Here is a 19,206-nt window from a genome sequence, read left to right on the forward strand (position 1 = left end):
CTAAGAAGGCTTATATGGAACAAACATCGTGTCATGCCCGGACACATGTTCGAATATCGGACGATATCCCTTATTTGACATCAAATCTATTATGTCGCTTCTATGAAATTTCGTTTCGATAGTCGCGAACTTAAAATTATGCTTAGAGAAATCGAAACTATCCAAAATAGACACCTCTGCTCCCTCCACATCTATAGATATAAAATCTATAACTTTAGGAGCTTTGTGAACTCTTAGAAGGTCATTTAGTGAAATCGTTTCAACTTCATATATATTTTTTGGCGTGTGATTTTCTTTGTCTTCAGCCAAAATGCTAGATTCGGCGAGATGTTCATCTCTTTCATATTCTGCAAATTGTACCTTCTCACCGGAGATAGACCATACGCATCTTGTATCGACTTTACAAGACCGATTATTCTTGACAGTGTTCCTCCAATGCATCGCTGGCTCAGCCAAGATGCCTCTCCAATTAAAATATTTTTCGAGAATGAAGGTGTTGCTTATAAATTTGCCGTCACATGCACCGAACTCAACAAAAAAACCGCGATTTTTTCCTCGATTTATTAGCAAACAGAAGATGTCTTGATAAAATTGAGAAGAGGTTATAGGTATGCAATCTATTATTCTCTTTAAAGATATTCCATCAATATTATCGCACTCCCTGCCGATTACAGAAAGTATTTCAAACAATCGCTCTCGCTGTGCGATAAGCTGCCGTACCGAATACGCGTGCCCCTCCGATTCATCAGCTAACTCGATCAACTTGGACATCTCTGTTGCAAGGTTTCTCATAGTTTTTATGATATCGGTCATGCGCTTCGCTCTCCCCAGGGCATCCTTTTTCCCTCTCGATCTGTGAACATGGCAATTCTGAACATGGTGTATCTCATTGAACTGGTTAATGCTTGACAGGACAGGCCCTCTTCTGGAGCAGCCTGATCCTGAGAAGGCGGCGTCGGAATAGCCGAGGATGCTATGGAGTGTCTTGGGAGACGTTTGTTGTCAATGACAGGCCAATGCGCCTTCCCTTGCTTGCCTATAAGCGCATCGGATTGTACAGGATTATAGCTTCTGCGTTTAACAGGCTATCTTGTGTCGGGCCTTACATCAGCCTAGGTGCGGCTCCTGATTTTGCGTGTTGTTGGAGGCCTGCGTGTCGATGAAGTGGACGCTGGAAAGCTGGCGGGAGCATAAGGGCATTCAGATGCCCGTCTATCGTGACGCGGAGGCGCTCGCCGCCGTGGAGGCGCAGCTCAGCCAGTTTCCCCCGCTCGTCTTTGCCGGCGAAGCGCGCAACCTGAAGCACGACCTCGCCAAGGTCACCAATGGTGAGGCTTTCCTGCTGCAGGGCGGCGATTGTGCCGAAAGCTTCGCGGAGTTCCACCCGAACAACATCCGCGACACCTTCCGCGTGCTGCTCCAGATGGCGGTGGTCCTTACATTCGCGTCCAAGCTGCCGATCGTGAAGGTCGGCCGCATGGCAGGCCAATTCGCCAAGCCGCGCTCGGCCGACACCGAAACGATCGGCGGCGTGGAACTGCCCAGCTATCGCGGCGACAATGTCAACGACATTGCCTTCACGCCCGAAGCGCGCGAGCCTGACGCGCAGCGCATGGTCCGGGCCTACAACCAGTCAGCCGCGACGCTGAACCTGGTGCGCGCTTTCTCGACCGGCGGTTACGCCAGCCTGGATCGGGTGCATGGCTGGATGCTCGATTTCATGGGCCGCAGCCCTTGGGCCGCGAAGTTCGAAGCCATGGCGGATCAGATCGGCCAGGCGCTCGACTTCATGCGCGCCTGCGGTCTGTCGCCCGAAACCGTGCCGCAGCTCGGCGGAACCAGCTTCTACACCAGCCATGAAGCGCTGCTGCTTCCCTATGAGCAGGCGCTGACCCGGCAGGATTCGCTGACTGGCGACTGGTATGACACGTCCGCGCACATGCTTTGGATCGGCGACCGCACGCGGTTCGAAGGCTCGGCGCATATCGAGTATCTGCGCGGCATTGGCAATCCGATCGGCATGAAGTGCGGCCCGAGCCTTGAGCCCGACGCCCTCATCCGACTGCTCGACATCTTGAACCCCTCGCGCGAGGCGGGCCGCATCACGCTCATCACGCGCTATGGTCATGACAAGATCGAGGCGGGCCTGCCCAAGCTGGTCCGCGCGGTGCTGCGCGAAGGCCATCCGGTGGTCTGGTCCTGCGACCCCATGCACGGCAATGTCATCAAGGCGGCCAATGGCTACAAGACCCGCCCGTTCGACCGCATCCTGGCCGAAGTGCGCGGCTTCTTCGCCGTGCACCGCGCCGAGGGCAGCTTCGGCGGCGGCATCCATGCCGAAATGACCGGCCAGAATGTGACGGAATGCACCGGCGGCGCCATCGCCATCACCGATGAGGGCCTAGCCGACCGCTACCACACCCATTGTGACCCGCGCCTCAACGCGGCGCAGAGCCTCGAACTCGCCTTCCTGCTTGCGGAAATGCTGAACGAGGAACTGAAGGAACGCCGCGTCGCGGCTTAGTTAGCATGTGACCGGCACCTAGGACTTGAGGATGTTGAGGGCATATACCGTTTGCCAAAAAGGCGATGATGGATATCCACAATACTCCTGTTCGAAAGCAGACTACGTAAAACAGGTAAATCTCGTGCAGCGCGCTCAGTTTTCCTGATCGCAGTTTTGGTCTCGGTATTTTCATCATCATAGGAAAAGAGCGCGGCAGACGAGAGCGCGTTTCCGCTACTGGTATAAAAAATTTAGCATTGGACCGCGAAGCGCCGTCTTTCAAATGTAACGCTGGATCCCGGAAGGTCAAATAGATGAACGCTCGGCTGAAATTTCTGGTTTCTGGACCCGGCTTGATCGGAAAGACACACGCTAAGCTCATTGCGGCGCGGCCAGATTGCAAATTGTCGGCGATAGTCGCCCCCCCACAGCCGGAAAACAAGGCATTTGCTGCTTCCTTGGGTTCGGTTTTATTCCCCGATATTGAAAGCGCAATGGCCGCCAATGACTTCGATGGCGTGATTGTCAGTTCTCCTAACAAATTCCATTTTAATCAAGCTGCTGCGTGTATCGAACGCGGCGTGCCAGTATTAGTTGAAAAGCCGATTACTGAAAATACTAGTACGGCGCTCCAGTTGGTGGAAATGGCTGAACGGAAAGGCACACCTGTATTGGTAGGCCATCATCGCACGCATAGTCCTCTACTCGAAGTGGTAGAGGATTTCCTAAATTCGCCTTCATTCGGTCAACCGGTTGCACTGCAGGGATCGGCGCTGTTTTATAAGCCCAAGCATTATTTTGAGGATGGCAGCTGGCGGGCTCTTCTTGGTGGCGGGCCCATATTGATTAATATGATCCACGAAATTGGATTGATGCGTTTCTTCTATGGTGAGATCGACAGTGTTTTCGCTACCGCTTCCCACTTCACTCGTTGTTTTGAAGTCGAAGATACTGTCGCTATTACAATTCAATTCGTAAACGGTGCTCTTGGTACCTTCTTGCTTTCCGATGTAGCGGCAAGCAACCGAAGCTGGGAGATGACCAGTGGAGAAAATCCCGCATACCCTTACTTCCCTACAAATGATTGTTATCATTTCGCTGGAACAAACGGATCTTTAGATTTTCCAAGCATGGCTGTGCGCTGTTATGGCGCTGACACGGACCCATCATGGTGGCACCCCTTTGAGCAAGGCAAACTGGAAGTTCAACGGGCTGATCCATTGGAACGCCAGATTTCCCATTTTGTGGATGTCATTCGAGGCCGTGCCAAACCGCTGGTTTCGGCAAGGGACGGCTATCGCAACATGCAAGTTGTTGAGGCCATTAGGCATTCAATAGAAAACCGGACGGTCGCGAAAATCGACCATGTGTCAATTTAACGTCGGGGATTCCAAAATGAAAGTCCTCCTTCTGGATGCGGCGTTCGCAGCTGCGCCCATCTATAATTATCTGATCGGGGCAGGGCACGAGGTCTGGGTTATGGGCAACAGAGCCAGCGACCTCCTAGCGCGCAGGGCAGGAAGCCGATGGATTGAGCAGGACTATAGCGATGCCCAAGCGGTCGCACGGCATATTGAGATGCTGGGGATTGGGGCAGTAGTGCCCGGTTGCACCGATGTTTCCATAGAAACTTGCTTGAAGCTGCACATCGGATCAGAATTCCGAGATTCTCCCGAAACTGATGCAGCTTTAGGAAATAAAGCTCTTTTTCGAGCCTTGTGCGAAAAATTGGATCTATCGTCCCCTCGTACGGTCGATCACGCAGCGTTTCCGAGAGCGGGCAAGTTCATTTGCAAACCGATCGATGCCTTTAGCGGTCGAGGCATCACTGTTTTCGATGGCCAAGACGCTGCCGCATTGGACGATGCCCTCTCGCTTGCCCGCGCGGCCAGCCCTACTGGGGCGGCAATCATTGAAACATTCGCCTCAGGGCAACTCTATAGTTGTAGCTCATTCATCAAGAATCAAATGCCGTCTGATACCTTCTTCGTTCGTGAAGGAACGTCGGCTCATCCCTTCGCGGTAGATACAAGCTATGTTAGCTACGATCTACCTGCTTCTTGTATAGAGAAAATAGGGGGCGATATTGAGAAGCTTTGCAGAGCCCTTAATCTAAAGGATGGCTTGCTTCACGTTCAGTTTATATTGTGCGACGAAATGCCGATGATTGTTGAGGTCACGCGCCGCTGCCCAGGCGATCTTTACCCCTTGCTGATCGAATTCAGTACCGGCTTTGAATATGCGGCCTGCTACGCGGCGGCATTCCTTGGAAGTGAGCACGGAGCCTCCGTGCAAACCCGACGCCACATTCTTCGACATACTGTCACGGCCGACCAAGATTCTTATTTCGAAGGCCTTATGTTCACCGATGACGTTCCGATCACTGCCTTCTACCCCCTTGCTTGCATGGGTGACGCCTTAAAGGAACGGCAAGGGAATCGCGCAGGCATTCTATTTTGCGAAGAGTCGAGTGAAGACCTATTAACATCCTTATACAACCACTTCCTGAATAGAGAGAGCTACAAGGTGGCGACACAGTTCAAATAAAGATGATAAATTTAGGTCAATAGCATTTGCTAGAGTTTATTGGCATTCTAAAGATTGAGGATTAACTGTGTCAAGACCTCTGTATGTCACGCGTCCACTACTGCCCGACCTGGCTTCTGTTCAGTCTATGCTCGCGGAGATCTGGAAGACGGGCATCCTTACCAACGGCGGACCGATGCATGAGAAGCTGGAACGGGAGATGGAGGCCTATCTTTCCGTGCCCAATGCCATGTTGTTTAACAACGGCACCATCGCTTTGCTCGTCGCTTTGAAGATGATGGACCTCCCCCCCGGCAGTGAAGTTATCACCACACCGCTAACATTTGCTGCGACCGCTCATGCGATCGCATGGAATGGCTTGGTGCCGGTCTTCGCCGACGTTGATCCTGACACTCTAACTATTGACCCTGCGTCCATAGAAAAGGCTGTCACGCGTAAGACCTCAGCTATTTTGGCTGTTCACGTATATGGCACCATATGTGATGTTATTGGCATTCAGGCTGTTGCTGATCGATATGACCTGCGCGTTATATACGACGCTGCGCACGTTTTTGGCGCAACGATGCATGGCCGCTCGATCGGGTCATTCGGAGATGCCTCAGTATTTTCTTTTCATGCCACGAAGCTGTTTAACACGTTGGAAGGTGGCCTTATAACGACACCTCGGCAGGAAGACCGGCAGGTTATATATAATTTGCGGAATTTCGGTATTAAAAGCGAAGAGGAAGTCGTTTCCATTGGTATCAATGGAAAAATGAATGAGGTTCAAGCCGCGATTGGCCTGTTAAATATTCCCCTTGTAGAGGAGGAACGCCGACGTAGGTCGATTCTTCGGGAAAAATATTTTAGTATTTTTCGAAGCATTCCTGGAATAACGTTACCTATTAAACAGAAGGGAGTGATCAACTCTGAACAATATTTTCATATCGTGATTGATCCGGCAGCTTTCGGTAAATCGCGCGATGAAATTTACGATAATCTCAAGAAACGTGGAATTTTTGCTCGGAAATATTTTCATCCTATTTGCACTGACTTTGAGCCCTATAAGGATTTTCCGATTTTCTCTTCTCTCGAACGCCCGTGGGCCGAAATAGTGAAGTCCCAAGTGCTATGCTTGCCTTTTCATAGCGGCGTCGAAGATGAGGATATTCTTGATATTGCAGAGGAGTTTGGCTTATCCGTAGCCGAAGTCGCGCAACACTAGAGTATCCGTGATGATCAAGCTGGAGATTGCGTCCAGCATCGATCGGCTTTGAGCAGGGCATTCGCGGTGACGACGAGCTTTCGCATGACGGCGGTGATGGCGATCTTGGCGGGCTTCCGAGCAGTAACGAGCTGCTGATATTTTGCCTTGAGATCGGGATTGTACCGGGCGGCGACGAGGGCCGGCATATAGAGAGCCAGCGCGGTGCGATCGCGCACGAGGCCGTCTCGGGCATTGATGAGCTCCGCCATCTGCGCCTGCTGTGCGCTTCGAGCGGGTCTGACCGGCGGCTGCAAGGTGGCCGCCATACGGGCCAGCAACATGGCATCGATGCGATCGGTCTTGGCCAGAGTGCCAGTCGCCTGGGCGAAGCGCCGGGCGCGCTCCGGGTTGAGCTTCACGCAGGGCCAGTCGGCCAGAGCCGCCTCCAGCGCCCGATGGTAGGTTGCGGTTGCCTCATAGGCGATCCGCTCGACCGGCCATTGTCGCAGCCAGGCGATCAGCGCCTTGTGGCCCTTGGCGGTGTTGGCGAACTGGCGCTCGGCGCCGGCAGGGTGGACATGGCAGTCGAGGCTCGCTTTGGAGATGTCGATGCCGATCGTCTGTGGTAGATTGTCGCTCATCTTTTCCGCTGTCCCATGCTTGTCATCCGGGTCCAAAACCCCGGTATCCGTTCGGGCCCGATGGAAAAGAAAGGGGCGATCCTACTCTAACCCGGTCCCACAACGACCGGCGCTTTCACGATCCGTCCCCTTCCGCCCGGGCCGGGGTGGCCACCCCGGCCCGGGCAATCCAGCATGACCCAAACGGACCGCAATGTCATAAGACAAGCGGTTTTCGACCGTTTTGAATCGATGAGGGATTTCCCTCGGGTCTGATTTGTGATTCAGAATCTGTGCTGGTGAAGGAGGCCGGCATGGATGGGTCACCCTCTCTCGATGGATTTGCGCACGCGGCTTCTGGCGGCGATTGATGGCGGACTGAGTTGCCGAGGAGCGGCGGCGCGCTTTGGGGTTGCGCCATCGACAGCCATTCGCTGGCAGGCGCAGCGTCTGGAAACCGGCGGCTTCGGTCCCAAGCCGCAAGGCGGCGACATGCGATCCCGCCGAGTGGAGGAGCGAGCGGCCGACATTTTGGCGTTGTGGGAGGCGCGCAAGGACATCTCGCTCGAAGAACTGCGCATTGCCTTGGCCGAAGCGGGCCTGACGGTGTCGGTTGCCGGACTGCACCGCTTCTTCGCGCGGCGGGGCATGACGCGCAAAAAAAGAGACTGGGATGCCATCGAGCAAGACCGCCCCGACGTCCTGAGGCAGCGCCACTACTGGTTCGAGAACCAGGTCGATCTGGAGCCGGAACGCCTGGTGTTTATCGACGAGACGTGGACCGCCACCAACATGACCCGCAGCCACGGCCGTTGTGCCAGAGGCGAGCGGTTGCGGATGGGATACCCACATGGCCGAGGCGATGCTCGACAACGTGGTGCTGAAGGATCTGGCATCAAAAAATGTATGACCCGCCCTGTCCCTGCAAGGGCTGATTGGTGGTGACGGTGCCAGTCTGCACAAATGTATCCGGCCTCTCGCGAATGGACCGCTGTTGCGGCCAGGCCTTGATGAGATCCGCACGTGTCGTTCCCGAATAAATGGTCCGGACTGCCCGCTTTTTTGACGGGGCTTACGACGCGCTGGTCAACTGTTTCGTCATCACGCTCTCGAACCTTGCAGTCTGTCGGCGGCTTGGATCAGCTGAAAGCTGGATCGCTCCGCGCGTAGCTGGCGCCAGGCTTGGTCAGGACCACCCAGAGAATGCGAGCGATCTTGGCCGCCAGCGCGACAGTGACCTTGTTCTTGTGCATGCGGCTTTCCAAACCGTTCAGCCACGGCCCGAGGCGGTCGCGGCTACGGTCGAAATGGGTGACGCAGGATCGCGCACCGTGGATCAGCATACGCCGCAGATATTTGTTTCCGCGCTTGCTGATGCCCAGCAGCTTTGTCTTGCCGCCCGTCGAATACTCGCGCGGGACCAAACCCAGCCAAGCGGCCAGATCGCGCGCCTTCCGGAACTGCCGGCCGGTTCCGGCTGCGGCCAGCAACGCGGTCGCGGCGAGTGGCCCGACGCCGGGAATGGTCATCAGCCGCCGCGCGGTATCACTACGGGCCGCAATGGCCTCGATCTCGCGGTTCATCGTCGCTATCCGCTGCTCCAGTTCGGTCAGTTCCCCGAAAATCTCGGTCAGAATGCACCGCATGGCGGCGGACAGCTCGTTGGCATCGTCTGCGAGTATCTTCGGCATATCGGCCCTGAACTTTCCAGCGCCTTGGTGGATAGCAATGCCGTATTCCAGGCAGAAAGCGCGCATCTGGCTGATCAATCGCGTCCGGTGCGCGATCATCCGGTCTCGGACGCGATGAAGTGCTTGAAGGTCGATTTGCTCCCAGAGTGTGAGCGGGAAGACAGGGCGGGTCATCTCATTAATGGTGTCGCCCGGCGCTAAGCGGGATGCCGTTGCCCATGCCCGTGAGCATCACGGGCTGAGCGAGCGTCGGGCGTGCAATCCGTGGGCGTGAGCCGGCGGGTGATCCGGTATCGGTCCTTGCGGCTGGACGACGGTCCGCTGCGGCAGCGGCTGCGCGAGCTGGCGGCGGAGCGCCGCCGGTTCGGCTATCGGCGCCTAGTATGCTGGCGCGGGAAGGCATGAGCCCCAACGACAAGAAGCTGCTGCGGATATATCGCGAGGAGAACCTGCGGGTTCGCCGCCGCGGCGGACGCAAGCGGGCCCTGGGCACGCGGGCACCGATGGTGCTGCTGGACGGGCCGAACCAGCGCTGGTCGCTGGACTTCGTTTCCGACGCCCTGACGTGCAGCCGGGGTTCCGCATCCTGTGCGTGGTCGACGGTTACACGCGGGAATGCCTGGCGCTGGTGGCGGACACGTCGCTGTCGGGCATGCGGGTCGCCCGGGAGTTGACGCGGTTGATCGGGATGCGCGGCAAGCCGCACACTGTGGTCAGCGACAATGGCACCGAACTGACCTCATCGGCCATGCTGCGCTGGTCGCAGGAGCGGCGAGTCGAGTGGCATTATATCGCGCCGGGCAATGTATTTACGGACGGTTTTCCGGTCGATGCCGACCTGGCGGGCGATAGCCGCCACCTTGAGGCCTTGGCGATGTAAATCCAGGATCATTATCAGATCTCCAAGCTTCTTCATCGTGGCGTGCCTCCCGTAGGAGGATCATGCCCGATTTTTCGCTTTGGCCCTTGTCCGGGGCTCGCCCCGGACAAGGGCCAATCAGAAGAAGTGGGGAATTTTCAAATGTCCGTTCTGGGGTATTTTACTCCGCCATCAACAGCTCGGCTGCAAAGCCCCCGTTTTGAAGTCCTCCATCGCAGATTCATTCTGCGCATGGTGACGCGGGCGCGCTGTCAGTTTGACATAGCCCAGCTTCTTCAACTCCCGTCCCACGGTCGTCTCGGTCAAGGACACCCCGAACTCATCATGGAGCCAACGCGCCAGGTCGATCAACCGCCAGCGCACAACCCCATGGATCGCCGGGATCGGCCCGCTTTCAACGATGTCTGCGAGAGCCTGGCGCTGGGCATCATTCAATAAGGAGGGCTTGCCCGGCGCCTTCCCGTCGAGGAGCCCGTCTGGACCACGGGCATTAAACCGCACGACCCAGTCCCGCACGATCTGCAACGTCACCCCGCTGATACGCGCCGCATCGCGGCGGCTCCCACCATAATAAATCTCCGCCAATGCCAGCAGCCGACGACCCTGGTTCGCGCTCTTCGTCGCGCGCGCCAGTAGCCTCAAACCCGCCGCGTCAAAGTCATCCCGCAATCCGATCGCTACACCCATGGACATGCCCTCCAACCGGCACCCATAGAGTCAGAGTTTCGTCGTTTTGGGAATCCCCCTCGTGAGTCAGTATCATGAGAGGCTGGTATTACGCTCCAGGCAGGATTTCATATTTCTTCTTCATAAGGTTTTCTATTCTAGCCACATAATCATCGAAATTATAGAGCTCATCCCATTTAGAACGTAGAGCAGTATTAAGCGCTGTGTATCGATTAGGGTCAGTTTCCAACCTGCGAATTGTGGGAACAATTTGATCGATCATTTCCCGATCAGTCGAAAAGAAGTTATCGAATTTCTTATAGGATTGATCAGGAAAAAATTCGTCGGTGTACAACGCCAAACCAATACCGCCTTGATAAATTGGTTGCGCTACATACCCGTCAAATCCCTCACCGAAAGAGACCGAAAAGCGGCATCGTGTAGCCAGATCCATGTACGTGTCAAACGTTATGTCACGAATTTCTATCAATTCATAATCGCCCATCTTATTTAGGCGCTCTAGAACCTCTTGCTTATAAGGCGCATCGTCCAAGGAGTAGATGATAATATCCTCCTTTTCTCCAAAATTCGATGCCGGATATTGTCTAAGGTCCGTATAAGCTGGCAAAAGTAAGCTGGGAAGATCGTAACGATCTGCCCATTCCTGTCCAAAAAAGGCATGGTGGGATATTGATTGCCCTATGCTGTCGCTGATACGCCTCAGGTCTCGGAACTTATCCGCCTCCGGCATCAACCTCGTATTTTGATTCAAGATGTTCACGTGCAGATGGTCGCGATATAAAAGATATCGTAACATTTCAGGCGACAAGTTTCGCACGAATTCCACGGTCGCATACTCAGGAATATGAATTTGAAGTTCAGACACCTCAGTGAACAACATCAGTTGCTCGAAACGCAGAATCGTTTCGCTATTTTGGAATGAGCTATTCCGTAGATAAGTCGATCCTTGCCGATTGGGGCGAGTCATAACCACTACATCATATCCATGCTTCCTACGCATTTTTCGGGCTTGATTGGCAATGGAAAACATGGAGTATATACCACCGCTCATAGCATCATGCTCGGGCACAACAAATACTGCGAGCTTGCGGGTATCAAGGATTTGCATTGGAACCATTAAATCTTGGGCTCGCTGCAAAACGAAATCCGGCTCTAATGAAGGCACATTCTTACCAGTCCTTCTCCAAATTTCATTGATTTTTTCGTCAAATAGACCAAGCGAACGCTGCTCTTTTTGCCCAACATTCGCATAATGCACCAGCGGATCGAGGCCGACGGCTTCCACTTCCGGATGTCGAAGATAATATTCGCGTACGCTGAACTCCGGATTTGGATTACGGAATTCACGTCGACCATGCAGGAGGTAATGCGTATACGGATCAACCTTCTGAAAATCTATGTCCTTATTCTTTTTAGAATAAAAATGATCATCAAAAAAGGACCGAGCGATCATAATAGGCTTGGTCATTATGGCATCAAATTTTGAGCCATATTTGAGAAATGCACTTTGCCCTTCACTTATACGTGCCTTCGTTCGGGCACGAACCCAATAAAAAGATTTATCTTCCTCGGTAAACTGAGAGTTTATTTCATTATTCTCTTCGGGCTGTTCGTATATTTTTGCATCACACAGAAAAACATAAGGCGCGAACTCACCGCCGCGCTGTCCCCGGCCTTCATAAGCAATAGACACTCGAGTTGATATGTTCCGTGAATTCGCCGGTGCCAGCAACGCTACTTTTTGATATTTATTTGTAGAAGTGCCGCCGAGAAAGTCAGGGTGGAACTCAACAAAGTGGCGCGTTGTCGCTCCGGTATCGAGATCTTCAAATTCTACATGAAGCGTTGCCTTGGCTCTATGAGTGGCGATGAAGGCTTCAAAGACAACTGGGTGAGAGGCATCCTGTACAATCAATGGTTCATTAAAAATGATTTGAAATGTAGGCTCAGCATAAAGCGCAATTTGAAGCGTGACAAGATCGGAGACGCACCAGTCGGTTAAATGATTTACTGAAATATTGCAGAATCCATCTTCCTGGAATATCTTTTCTTCTTTTGCGAGACTAAAGTTTAGGGGGTTTCCAAACAGCACATGCTTGTAATTTGATAATGTTACAGGCTCAAAAATGACCTCATCGACTTCCGTCACGAGGTACAAATCGGTCAGCTTTGGTCGATCAAAAAAACTGACATAGATTGTATCTTGTGACGTTACAACTGAACGCAAATTCTCAATTGAGTATCGGTGCATACTTATTTCCAGTTATAAATGTCTTTGTGGCACATGTTGAATAAATGATATTATTAAAGATCATTCACATGGCAATGAAAATCCAAAGCCATACGTGATCAAATAAGTATCTCTTCCTAAATCTGTTGCGACTTTGCGAACGGCCAATCCCCGCCTTGTTCAGACATCCGTTGGCCATAAATGCACTTTACCGCATTTCAACGTAAAAAATGATTTTGAATGGCCCTCCCCGACGAGAGGCTATCAAAAAGGGGACCTACTTGGACTGTCGTTCGCGTCGGCTCCGGTAGAGAACTAGGCCGTGGACTCATAAACGCGGAGCCCCAGGCGCATTGAGGCGAGTTGGACCATAGCGAGGAAGTTGCAGCGAGCTTGTCGTAACGAGTGGCGACGCGGCGGAAGTGCTTCAGCTTGGAGAAGAAGCGCTCGATCAGATTGCGCTCACGATAGAGCCGCTTACTGAAGCAGGGTATCCACTTCCGGTTGGATTTGACCGTGATGTTGGGTGTGGCGCCCGGTTCCTCCATCAAGGCGCGGATGCGGTCACCGTCATAGGCTTTGTCTGCCAGCACGATGGTGCGAGGGTCGAGGTGATCGAGCAGCGTATCAGCGACTTGTCCGTCATGCGCCTGTCCCGCCGTCAGGCCGAGCCGGATCGGGAGGCCGTGCGCGTCAACGACGGCGTGGATTTTGGTCGTGAGCCCGCCTCGGGAGGGACCGAGACAGTGATCTCGATCCCCCTTTTTGCCGTCGCGGCCTGTTGGTGAGCGCGAACGGAGGTGCTGTCGATCATCTGGATTTCGCCGTCGTGCGCGGCGGTGATAGGGTCCATCATCTTGTCCCAGACACCAGCTTTCCGCCATCGTACGAAGCGGCTGTAAGTCGCGCAGATATTCCACGATTTATCGATCCGGCCCGGGATTTGTGGTCGGAGGCGACATCATACTGGAACGGAGAGAATATTCATCGTGCGCTTAAGGTTGTAGGCGATGGCGGTGAGGTGGACTTGGACGGCGGCTTTGGCGAGGCCTCGCCATCGCATTCGGCGCAGGCCGTAGCATCGCTTTCATGTACCGAAGATCTTCTCGATGCGGGCGCGCACGCGATGGATTGGTTGATTCCATTCATTGAGCTTACGCAGTGTTTCAGCTTCGTCGCGGCACCCCATGCCGGTGGCGACGATCCGGGGAATACCGCCCTTTGCCAGCACGGCAGCACAAAAGTGATTGCCGCGATAGGCGCTGTCGGCAAACACCTCACCGGGTTTGTCGGGCGACCCTTAGGGACCAGCTTTGCCGTCATTGATATTTGCCGGTGTGATGAACAATTCTTCGACCGACGCGGTATCGGCATCGGCGCCCAGGTGGGCCTTGAAGCCGTGAACAGCCCGTTTTCTCTTGTGCTTCACCCAGCGCGCATCATCATCGCCTTCACTGGCCGAGGCAATGATGGTGGCATCGACCAGTGTACCGGTCTTGACCGTCACCGCTTTGGCCTTGAGCTGCATGGTCACGGTTTCAAACAGCGATCGGTCAAGTTGGTGCGCGATCAGCAGCCGACGGAACCTGACGAACGCAGTACGCTCTGGCGTCGCCTCGTTCGCGGAAAACCCACAGAAGCGGCGAAAAGAGGCCCGGTCGTCCAGGGCCTCACGCAGCTTCACATCGGACAGATCATACCAGATCGACAATAGAAGCGCTTTGAACATTGCCATGCGCGGGCTCACCTTTGGAGGCCGGATAAAGCGGATCGAGAAGAACCGCGACCGCGTGCCAATCAATCAGCGATACAAGCGTGTTCAGCGATGACGTCGTGCGCTCGGATCCTAAAAACCCAAACCGCTCCTGACCAATTGAACGCTGCGCCACGGCCGCTATCCTCCCTGGAAAGACCATAGAATCAGCAATCGACGCACCTGTCTACGCCCACCCGCGCACAGGTCTCATTATAACCGAACATCGGGATGGCCAGATCGATCGGCTTTGCCGCCTTGGGATCGGCGCCTTCCCTGACCTTGGCTTTGGTATATTTGATCGACCAGCGCGCATCGCGGTCTTTCTGTCGGGTTTTGGCGGGGCTCCAGTCCTGAGGGATCCGGCCTTCCTTGATCGCCGTCTTCTCCTCCTGAGTGTTCCGTTGCTTGGATGAGGAAATTCAGGGCCGATCAGACCGCAAGATCGGCCCACTTGCCTCGAACAACCCGGTAACTGCGAACCTGGCGCTCAACGTTTCCTACACGCCACCTCACAACCGGGTTCTTCGAGGTCTCCGACGGTGGAGCGGTGCATGGTGGAGGGACTGGTCGGCGGTGAAGGCTTTGCCGTCGATGCCAGTCTCATCGCGGCCGATGCCAATCGCCGGCGCGGGGTTCGCGGTGGTGAGCCGTTGCCGCGGGAGGCGATCAACCATGCCGTGAGGGAATATCGGGCCTTGCTTGACGATGCGGCGTTTGGCGCCGCGACGCCTGTCGTACCGACGTTCTTGTCGCCCGCCGGTCCTGCCGGGCGCTGCACCAGCGCCAAGGGCGGACAGGCCTTCTTCACCTGCTGCACCAATTACCTGATCGACCTGAAGAACACCGTCATCATGGATGTGGAAGCAAGTACGGCGGTACGTTAGGCTGAGTTGACTGCCGCACCGCGAATGATCGATCGTGTCCAGGACCGGTTCGAAATCTGGCCTGCGCGACTGGCGGCCGATACCGCCTACGGCTCGGCAGAAAACCTTGCATGGCTGGTGCACGAGAAAGGGATCGAGCCGCATACCCCGGTGTTCGACCACAGCAACCGGGCGCACCTGCAGCTTCACGCCCCCCGCCTTCCGCTTCGAGCATAAGCGCGGTGTCTATGTCTGTCCGGGAGGAAAAGATCTGAAGCGATATAACCGCAATTTCGCAGCAGCTCGTCCTGCCGTCGATCAGGATGGCTTCGTGCGATATCGCGCGTCCAAAGCCGATTGTGACGCTTGCGCGCTCAGCCGGACTGTTGTCCAAGCCAGCCTGTCCGAAAAATGCTGCGGTCAGTTCATGAAGGCGCCCGTGATCTAGCCCGCGATCTCGCGCTGACCGACGCCTATGTCACCTCACGCCGGGAACGAAAGAAAGTCGAGATGCTGTTCGCGCACCTCAAACGCATACTGAAGCTGGATCGTTTGCGCCTCCGTGGACCAAATGGGGCAAAAGACGAGTTCCTCCTTGCCGCCACCGCCCAGAACCTCCGCAAGATGGCTAGGCTTCTCCCGATGAAGGCTCAACCAGCACCGGGCTGAGATCCAAAGCGCCACTCATGCCGTTCCCGCTTCGATCCCCGCCTCCGGCAAAAACCGACTTTTTCAACACTATCGAACGGTTCTTGGCTGAAGGCGTGGATGGATTGCTGCGCGACAAGACCCGACCGTCAAGCATTGCTCCTGTTGATGCGGCTTCGTCGATAAAGCCGTGGCGCTGACGCTGGAACCCCCCCAGCCACGAAGCCACGGATTGGACGGTACGGGCGATGGCCAAAGTCGTTCGTATCGCGGCGTCACCGGTGGCGAAGATCTGGCACGATCATGGCCTGGCACCTCATCGGTGGGGTAACTTCAAGCTGTCCAACGACAAGGCTTCTCCCGAGAAGCTGCACGATGTCAGGGGCTCTATGTCTCGCCGCCCGCCCACGCCATCGCGCCGTCGGCCGAGAAAAGAGCCAAATCCAACATGCAGCGGCACCGGGAGTTCATCCGCTTCCCGAACGCTATGGAAGCCGAGAGGCCCGCCGATAAGCCATCCACGTCATCCTCGACAATCACGCGACCCACCAACAGCCCAAAGTCCGCGCTCGCCAGGCATCGGCGTTGGACCTTCCACTTTGTCCCGACTTCCTGCTCTTGGCTCAATGCTGTCGAGGGCTTCGTTGCCAAGCTGACGCGGCGGCGGTAATGGCGCCCTTCATTCCGTAGTCGATCTGCAGGCGGCCATCCACCGCTTCATCAAGGAGCACAACGAGGCGCCGCGCCCCTTCGTCTGGAAGGTCGATCTAGACGAAATTATAGCCGCTGTGAGGCGCGGGTACCAAGTGTGGGAATCCCCAGAATCTGCAAATACGGCTCACGCCAGCGTTCCAGATCTTCTGGCCAGTCCTCGTCCATCTCCAGCCATCATCAAAGCTGGCTTTCCCGTCGCCGATCCACGGGAAAGGGAATTCCCAAAATTACTCTTCTGCCAAAGTAGTGCCGATCAAAGGTTAGAGTAGATATTCACCGCCAAATCCACGTCCTCGTAAATTATGGCTTCTCCCTTGTTTATTATAACAGCTTTGTTGCACATACCCTTGACAAATTCTGGACTATGTGAGGCCAGAATGATGGATCTGTCTTTTCTCTTATCGAACATTTCCGCGTGGCATTTGCGCTGAAAGCTCTGGTCGCCGACCAAGATAATTTCATCGATCAGATAACAGTCAAACTCAATGGCGAGTGATAACGCAAAAGCTAAGCGCGCGCGCATGCCGGAAGAGTATGTCTTGACTGGCATGTTCAATTGCTTGCCGAGTTCAGTGAAATCCTCGACGAATCGCCGAAGGTCTGCATATTCGCGCTGGTAGATGCGCGCAATGAACCGAGCATTGTCCAGGCCGGTCAAGCTGCCTTGAAAGCCTCCAGCGAAACCCAGTGGCCAAGATACGGACATGTTGCGGATGATCTTGCCTGAGGTAGGCATTTCGACCCCCCCGATCAATTTGATCAACGTGCTTTTGCCGGCCCCATTTCGGCCGAGAAGGCCAATCCGATCACCCCGGTCAATACAAAGATTGACCCCGTTTAGAACCCGCTTATGCCCACCGCCGTGGGAATATGATTTTGTGATGTCGCTGCAAATAATCATTCGACGGTCAGCTTACGGCGAACGCGACGGCAGAGGATGAGACCGGCCAAGGTGGCGATGATCGAGCAAATGATAGGATTCCAGATATTATAATAGGCCGTCACCTGATCACCCCAAATCCCCTTTCGCATCATCTCCATGCCGTTCACGAAAGGAGAGAGAAGCAGAAATTCCCTAGCGCCGGGAGTTACCCAGGACACCATGTAGAACAGTCCGGAAAAAGGGATCATGACATAAGTCGTGACGGGAATGAACTTTTCCATAGCCTCAGAGACTTCCGAAAGTGGAGCGATGATGAGGCATAAGGAAAAGCAGAAAAGGGAATAGAGTAACCAGCCCGCAATGAGGAGGCCGATGTCTGAGGGAATAGGAAACTCGCCAAAACCGACCAGAACGACAGCCATGAAAAGATAAGCCATCATGCCACCGAGTAGCTCGATGATAAATCGCGACAGGATGAAATCGACGATCTTGATCTGGCGGTGATAGAGCAGGCTCTGATTGACTGTGAAGACGGCTACGCTGCGCGATACGCCATGTCGGAACAATGTGATCGGGATATAGCCCGTGGCCACGAATGCAATCACGCCCACCCCATGTTCGGTGGGGCCGTGCGTGAAATGCCAGACCAGTCCGACCAGCCCGGCGAACAGCAGTGGTTCGGCCATGATCCAGAGGAAGCCGATATTTTCGCGCCCGAAGCGGGTTATCAGTTCGCGGATCATCAAGGCGTGAATGATGCGAACCTGCACGGCCCAGCTGTTGCGCAATCGATGTAAGCTCCCTTTCGCCATCCTTAATCTTCTGGCGCATGCTCAAGAACGCCGATCATGAACATCCAAGTGATGAAATACAGGCAAAGGGATGCGGCGAACACGACCAGGATGTTGAGGAAGCGCTTGGGCAGCAACGGCGTGTCGGGCGTGTTGGGATCGACCACACGCTCGAGATAGAATTGCTGGCGCAGCGCTTCGGCGCGCGCTTGGACCAGGGCAACGTTGGCTGCAGTTAGGCTTTCGGTCGCAAATTTCTCCTCCACCAGCAGATCTTCATAACCGCCCATCTTCGAAGCGATGCCGCTTCCACTGCCGACAACACGGCTGGTCTGGGACGCGATCTGCACAGAAATCGCGCTGATGCGGTTGCGTAATGCCGGGATGGAAGGGTTGTTGGGGGTAAGGCGCTGCATCAGGTCCAGCTGCGCCTGTAGCGCAGCCCGCTCCGCGATCATAGTATTGGCGATTTCTAGCACACCGCCAGCCTGCTTCGTCGGATCGATCAGCGCCTGGGCATTACGATATTGCGCCAACGCGATCCGGGCATTCCTGGCCCGCTGAGCCGCGAGCTCGACTTGCTTTTGCGCCTCGGCAATGCCCTTGCTTTGCGCGCGGCTGTTGAGGCGGTTGACCAGCCCTTCGCTCAGATCCAGCAACTGCCGGTTGATGACATAGGCATCCTGCGGGGCGAATGCCTCGACCTTGATGATCGCGGTACCCGCTTCGGCGTCCAAGCGCGCATCGACCCGCTTGCCATAATATTTGAACAGGCTTTCAAAGCTATTGTCGGCAAATGGCTGGGGAAAGCGGCTCAGGAAATCGGCCTGCGGGGTCGAGAATTTGTCGCGAATATGGACCGTCTTCTCCAGCGCCTTGAGAGCATCGCGAGAGCGGACATAGGTCAGCACCTCGTTCGTCTGCTCCTGCCCGCCCGACAGGCCAGTAGTCTGCACCAGATTGGCCAGTGTAGACATTTGCGAGCGCTTCTGGTCCGGGCTCTTGATGACGAAGCGGGATTCCGAGACATAGACGTCGGACGCGATCAGGCCGTAATAAAGCGCCGCCAGAAGGGTGGGCAGCGCCACCATCATCAGGAACCACCGACGTTTCTTGAGCCAATGGACTAGGGCGGAATGCTGAACGGGTGCCTCGGCCTCGATCGGGAACGATGGATTGACGTTCATAAATATCTTCGCAGCGC

15 protein-coding genes and 8 pseudogenes are annotated in these 19,206 nt (G+C 55.0%); 8 read left to right on the forward strand and 15 right to left on the reverse strand.

What is annotated here, in order from left to right; genetic code table 11:
• Nucleotides 1-813 carry an FkbM family methyltransferase gene (locus EP837_RS20460; RefSeq protein WP_082919604.1) on the reverse strand — a complete coding sequence of 271 codons (813 nt, stop codon included), beginning with the start codon at nucleotides 811-813 and terminating at the stop codon, nucleotides 1-3.
• Between the two features lie 340 nt (nucleotides 814-1,153).
• Between EP837_RS20460 and EP837_RS10205 the strand changes: the two genes are divergently transcribed.
• The 4 genes from EP837_RS10205 (at nucleotide 1,154) to EP837_RS10220 (ending at nucleotide 6,257) form a co-directional block, all read left to right on the forward strand.
• Nucleotides 1,154-2,524: a class II 3-deoxy-7-phosphoheptulonate synthase gene (locus EP837_RS10205; protein WP_066529164.1), complete on the forward strand. Its 1,371-nt coding sequence runs from the start codon at nucleotides 1,154-1,156 to the stop codon at nucleotides 2,522-2,524.
• Between the two features lie 296 nt (nucleotides 2,525-2,820).
• The gene (locus EP837_RS10210; protein ID WP_066527083.1) at nucleotides 2,821-3,885 is read left to right on the forward strand and encodes a Gfo/Idh/MocA family protein; all 1,065 of its coding nucleotides are present in this window, start codon (nucleotides 2,821-2,823) and stop codon (nucleotides 3,883-3,885) included.
• 16 nt (nucleotides 3,886-3,901) lie between these two features.
• Nucleotides 3,902-5,053, forward strand: coding sequence for an ATP-grasp domain-containing protein (locus tag EP837_RS10215; RefSeq protein ID WP_082919605.1), 1,152 nt, complete (start codon nucleotides 3,902-3,904; stop codon nucleotides 5,051-5,053).
• Between the two features lie 67 nt (nucleotides 5,054-5,120).
• Nucleotides 5,121-6,257, forward strand: a complete 1,137-nt coding sequence (locus EP837_RS10220) for a DegT/DnrJ/EryC1/StrS family aminotransferase (protein WP_066527086.1) — start codon at nucleotides 5,121-5,123, stop codon at nucleotides 6,255-6,257.
• A gap of 14 nt (nucleotides 6,258-6,271) precedes the next feature.
• On the opposite strand, the gene EP837_RS10225 is transcribed toward EP837_RS10220, so the two are convergent.
• The gene (locus tag EP837_RS10225) at nucleotides 6,272-6,880 is read right to left on the reverse strand and encodes an IS110 family transposase (protein ID WP_066529169.1); all 609 of its coding nucleotides are present in this window, start codon (nucleotides 6,878-6,880) and stop codon (nucleotides 6,272-6,274) included.
• A 297-nt stretch (nucleotides 6,881-7,177) separates the two neighbouring features.
• On the opposite strand from EP837_RS10225, the pseudogene EP837_RS10230 reads away from it, so the two are divergent.
• Nucleotides 7,178-7,714 (forward strand): annotated as a pseudogene (locus tag EP837_RS10230) (IS630 family transposase); the annotation flags it as partial.
• A gap of 284 nt (nucleotides 7,715-7,998) precedes the next feature.
• Here the strand turns inward: EP837_RS10230 and EP837_RS10235 are convergent.
• Nucleotides 7,999-8,724 carry an IS110 family transposase gene (locus EP837_RS10235; protein WP_225870537.1) on the reverse strand — a complete coding sequence of 242 codons (726 nt, stop codon included), beginning with the start codon at nucleotides 8,722-8,724 and terminating at the stop codon, nucleotides 7,999-8,001.
• A 7-nt stretch (nucleotides 8,725-8,731) separates the two neighbouring features.
• Here EP837_RS10235 and EP837_RS20960 point away from each other — a divergent pair.
• A pseudogene (locus EP837_RS20960) lies at nucleotides 8,732-9,373 on the forward strand (DDE-type integrase/transposase/recombinase); the annotation flags it as partial.
• On the opposite strand, the pseudogene EP837_RS20475 reads toward EP837_RS20960, so the two are convergent.
• From EP837_RS20475 to EP837_RS20485, 9 genes and pseudogenes are all read right to left on the reverse strand, one after another.
• Nucleotides 9,320-9,466 (reverse strand): annotated as a pseudogene (locus tag EP837_RS20475) (helix-turn-helix domain-containing protein); the annotation flags it as partial. The pseudogenes EP837_RS20960 and EP837_RS20475 sit on opposite strands and share 54 nt — an antisense overlap.
• A gap of 135 nt (nucleotides 9,467-9,601) precedes the next feature.
• Entirely contained in the window at nucleotides 9,602-10,117 is a 516-nt protein-coding gene (locus EP837_RS10245) for a helix-turn-helix domain-containing protein (protein WP_066527087.1), read from the reverse strand.
• An 88-nt stretch (nucleotides 10,118-10,205) separates the two neighbouring features.
• Nucleotides 10,206-12,266 carry a hypothetical protein gene (locus tag EP837_RS20965; RefSeq protein WP_156518466.1) on the reverse strand — a complete coding sequence of 687 codons (2,061 nt, stop codon included), beginning with the start codon at nucleotides 12,264-12,266 and terminating at the stop codon, nucleotides 10,206-10,208.
• A 396-nt stretch (nucleotides 12,267-12,662) separates the two neighbouring features.
• Nucleotides 12,663-13,248, reverse strand: a pseudogene (locus tag EP837_RS20480) (IS5 family transposase); the annotation flags it as partial.
• A gap of 60 nt (nucleotides 13,249-13,308) precedes the next feature.
• Nucleotides 13,309-13,422 (reverse strand): annotated as a pseudogene (locus tag EP837_RS22030) (transposase); the annotation flags it as partial.
• Between the two features lie 12 nt (nucleotides 13,423-13,434).
• A complete protein-coding gene (locus EP837_RS21305; RefSeq protein ID WP_197486265.1) occupies nucleotides 13,435-13,623 on the reverse strand; it encodes a hypothetical protein in 189 nt (62 codons plus the stop codon).
• A gap of 24 nt (nucleotides 13,624-13,647) precedes the next feature.
• Nucleotides 13,648-14,082 (reverse strand): transposase, encoded by a 435-nt coding sequence (locus tag EP837_RS21310; protein WP_197486266.1) that lies wholly within the window; start codon nucleotides 14,080-14,082, stop codon nucleotides 13,648-13,650.
• Nucleotides 14,042-14,236 (reverse strand): hypothetical protein, encoded by a 195-nt coding sequence (locus tag EP837_RS21315; RefSeq protein ID WP_197486267.1) that lies wholly within the window; start codon nucleotides 14,234-14,236, stop codon nucleotides 14,042-14,044. The genes EP837_RS21310 and EP837_RS21315 overlap by 41 nt, the downstream gene beginning before the upstream one ends.
• 46 nt (nucleotides 14,237-14,282) lie before the next feature.
• Nucleotides 14,283-14,522: pseudogene (locus tag EP837_RS20485) on the reverse strand (IS5/IS1182 family transposase); the annotation flags it as partial.
• A gap of 117 nt (nucleotides 14,523-14,639) precedes the next feature.
• Here EP837_RS20485 and EP837_RS20975 point away from each other — a divergent pair.
• Together EP837_RS20975 and EP837_RS21320 are read left to right on the forward strand one after the other, a co-directional pair.
• Nucleotides 14,640-15,635, forward strand: a pseudogene (locus EP837_RS20975) (transposase); the annotation flags it as partial.
• Between the two features lie 47 nt (nucleotides 15,636-15,682).
• Nucleotides 15,683-16,435 (forward strand): annotated as a pseudogene (locus tag EP837_RS21320) (transposase); the annotation flags it as partial.
• Nucleotides 16,436-16,581: 146 nt separating this feature from the next.
• Here the strand turns inward: EP837_RS21320 and EP837_RS10295 are convergent.
• From EP837_RS10295 to EP837_RS10305, 3 genes are read right to left on the reverse strand one after another with little or no spacing between them, the layout of a single operon-like run.
• Nucleotides 16,582-17,229, reverse strand: coding sequence for an ABC transporter ATP-binding protein (locus EP837_RS10295; RefSeq protein ID WP_066527112.1), 648 nt, complete (start codon nucleotides 17,227-17,229; stop codon nucleotides 16,582-16,584).
• On the reverse strand, nucleotides 17,226-18,023 hold the full coding sequence (locus EP837_RS10300) for an ABC transporter permease (RefSeq protein ID WP_066527116.1): 798 nt from the start codon (nucleotides 18,021-18,023) through the stop codon (nucleotides 17,226-17,228). Before EP837_RS10300 ends, EP837_RS10295 begins: the two co-directional genes overlap by 4 nt.
• A gap of 2 nt (nucleotides 18,024-18,025) precedes the next feature.
• The gene (locus tag EP837_RS10305; RefSeq protein ID WP_066527121.1) at nucleotides 18,026-19,189 is read right to left on the reverse strand and encodes a Wzz/FepE/Etk N-terminal domain-containing protein; all 1,164 of its coding nucleotides are present in this window, start codon (nucleotides 19,187-19,189) and stop codon (nucleotides 18,026-18,028) included.
• Nucleotides 19,190-19,206: the final 17 nt, after the last annotated feature.

Source organism: Sphingobium sp. EP60837, from assembly GCF_001658005.1.
GTDB classification, from domain to species: domain Bacteria; phylum Pseudomonadota; class Alphaproteobacteria; order Sphingomonadales; family Sphingomonadaceae; genus Sphingobium; species Sphingobium tyrosinilyticum.

Coding starts and splice junctions, on each gene's coding strand:
- EP837_RS20460 (WP_082919604.1), bottom strand. CDS start 813: ATGACCGATATCATAAAAACTATGAGAAACCTTGCAACAGAGATGTCC.
- EP837_RS10210 (WP_066527083.1), top strand. CDS start 2,821: ATGAACGCTCGGCTGAAATTTCTGGTTTCTGGACCCGGCTTGATCGGA.
- EP837_RS10215 (WP_082919605.1), top strand. CDS start 3,902: ATGAAAGTCCTCCTTCTGGATGCGGCGTTCGCAGCTGCGCCCATCTAT.
- EP837_RS10225 (WP_066529169.1), bottom strand. CDS start 6,880: ATGAGCGACAATCTACCACAGACGATCGGCATCGACATCTCCAAAGCG.
- EP837_RS10235 (WP_225870537.1), bottom strand. CDS start 8,724: ATGACCCGCCCTGTCTTCCCGCTCACACTCTGGGAGCAAATCGACCTT.
- EP837_RS10245 (WP_066527087.1), bottom strand. CDS start 10,117: ATGGGTGTAGCGATCGGATTGCGGGATGACTTTGACGCGGCGGGTTTG.
- EP837_RS21310 (WP_197486266.1), bottom strand. CDS start 14,082: ATGGCAATGTTCAAAGCGCTTCTATTGTCGATCTGGTATGATCTGTCC.
- EP837_RS10295 (WP_066527112.1), bottom strand. CDS start 17,229: ATGATTATTTGCAGCGACATCACAAAATCATATTCCCACGGCGGTGGG.
- EP837_RS10300 (WP_066527116.1), bottom strand. CDS start 18,023: ATGGCGAAAGGGAGCTTACATCGATTGCGCAACAGCTGGGCCGTGCAG.
- EP837_RS10305 (WP_066527121.1), bottom strand. CDS start 19,189: ATGAACGTCAATCCATCGTTCCCGATCGAGGCCGAGGCACCCGTTCAG.